Source organism: Streptomyces sp. CNP082, assembly GCF_059570535.1.
This window is the reverse complement of record NZ_JCANSZ010000136.1, coordinates 1-1,985: the sequence shown is the minus strand read 5'-3', so window position 1 is coordinate 1,985 and position 1,985 is coordinate 1. Positions and strand designations below refer to the sequence as shown.

Sequence of the window (1,985 nt, the reverse complement as noted above, 5' to 3'; positions counted from 1 at the left end):
CACCCACCACCACCCCACCGACCTCGGACCGCACGTCGCGCGGAGCAACCAGCCCACGGACCAGCTCCCCGAGCTGCCCACCTACCCCTTCCAGCACCAGCCCTACTGGCTGGACACGCCGGCCCAGCTCACCGACGTCACCGACCTCGGCCTGGGCACCACCGCCCACCCCCTCCTCAGCGCCGCCGTCCAGCTCGCCGACACCACCGGCGCGGACGAGACCGGCTCCAGCACGATGGTGTTCACCGGCCGCCTCAGCCTCTCCAGCCACCCGTGGCTCGCAGACCACGCCGTCGCCGGTACGGTCCTGCTGCCCGGAACCGCCCTCGTGGACCTCGCCCTGCACACCGGCGACCACACCGGCGCCACCCACCTCGAAGAACTCACCCTCCACGCCCCGCTCACGCTCAACGAGACCGGCGCCCGCGACCTCCAGGTCACCACCGCGCCGCTCGCCGACGGCCACGGCGGCTGGCAGGTCGCCATCCACTCCCGTGCCCACACCGACGAGGAGCCCGAGGCCGAGTCCTGGACCTGCCACGCCACCGGTACACTCACCGCCGAACCGGCGGAGGCGGCCGAGTCGTTGGGGCAGTGGCCGCCCGCCGGGGCGCAGGCGCTCGACGTGACCGAGCTATACCCGCAGATGGCCGAGGCCGGCTACGGGTACGGGCCCGTCTTCCGCGGCGTCACCAGGGCCTGGCAGCACTCCGACGGCACGCTCCACGCCGAGATCGCCCTCCCCGGGGACGCGGACGCCGACGGGCACACCATCCACCCCGCGCTGCTCGACGCCGCCCTCCACCCCCTCGCCCTCGGCCGGGGTGACGCCGCGAAGGACCGGGAGCTGCGGCTGCCGTTCGCGTGGACCGGTGTGTCCGTCCACGCCACCGGCGCCACCCACCTCCGCGCCACCCTCACCCCCACCGGCGTGGGCGGCCACGATCTCGCCCTCCGGGCGTGGGATCCCGCGGGTGCGCCCGTGGCCACCATCGGGGTCCTCAACACCCGTCCCGTCGACCCCACCGCTCTCACCACCGGCGCCGACGACGGCGCCGCTACCCGCAACAGCCTCTTCCAGCTCTCCTGGACCCCGGCCCAGGCACCGCAGGACGACTCCGACCCGATCGATCCCGAGCAGGTCGACCTCTACGTCCCCGCCGCGGCCGTCGAGGACACCCCCGCCGCGGCTCACTCCGCCACCGAAGCCCTCCTCACCCACCTCCAGAGCTGGCTGGCCGACAACGACGAGACCGACCGGCGCCTCGTCGTCCTCACCCACCGCGCCGTCGCCACCGGCCCGGCGGAGGACGTCCACCTGGCACACGCACCGCTGTGGGGCATGGTCCGTACCGCCCAGAACGAGCAGCCCGGCCGCATCCACCTCATCGACACCGACACCACAGCCGACGCCGCAGCCGGCCCCGCCGGCATCCCCCACCTCGCCGACGCCCTCGCCACCGGCGAACCGCAGCTCGCCCTCCGCCACGGCCAGCTCCTCGTCGCGCGCCTGGTGCGCACGACCGGCGCCCGCGGCGCGCTTGAGCTGCCGGCCAGCACCTGGAAGCTGGCCACCGAAGGCGACGGAACGCTGGAGGCGGTCACCTGCCGGCCGATGCCGGAGTGGGACGAGCCGCTGGCCGACGGGCAGATCCGCGTACAACTGCACGCGATCGGGCTGAACTTCCGCGACACGCTCATCGCCCTGGGCATGTACCCGGGCGACGCCCCCCTGGGCAGCGAGGGCGCCGGCGTCGTCGTCGGCGTCGCTGACGACGTCACCGACTTCGCCGTGGGCGACCGGGTGATGGGCGTGATGATCGACGGCGCGGGCTCCCACGCCGTCACCGATCAGCGCCTGCTCACCGCCATCCCCGAGCAGTGGGGCTTCACCCAGGCGGCCGGGATTCCGGTGGCCTTCCTCACCGCGTACTTCGCGCTCAAGGACCTCGGCCGCCTGGAAGCCGGCGAGTCGCTGCTGCTGC

General features: G+C 74.3%; 1 protein-coding gene. It reads left to right on the top strand.

Annotated elements, in window-relative coordinates:
• On the top strand, positions 1–1,985 hold a 1,985-nt coding region (locus B124_RS36950), incomplete at both ends, for a SpnB-like Rossmann fold domain-containing protein (protein WP_496507398.1).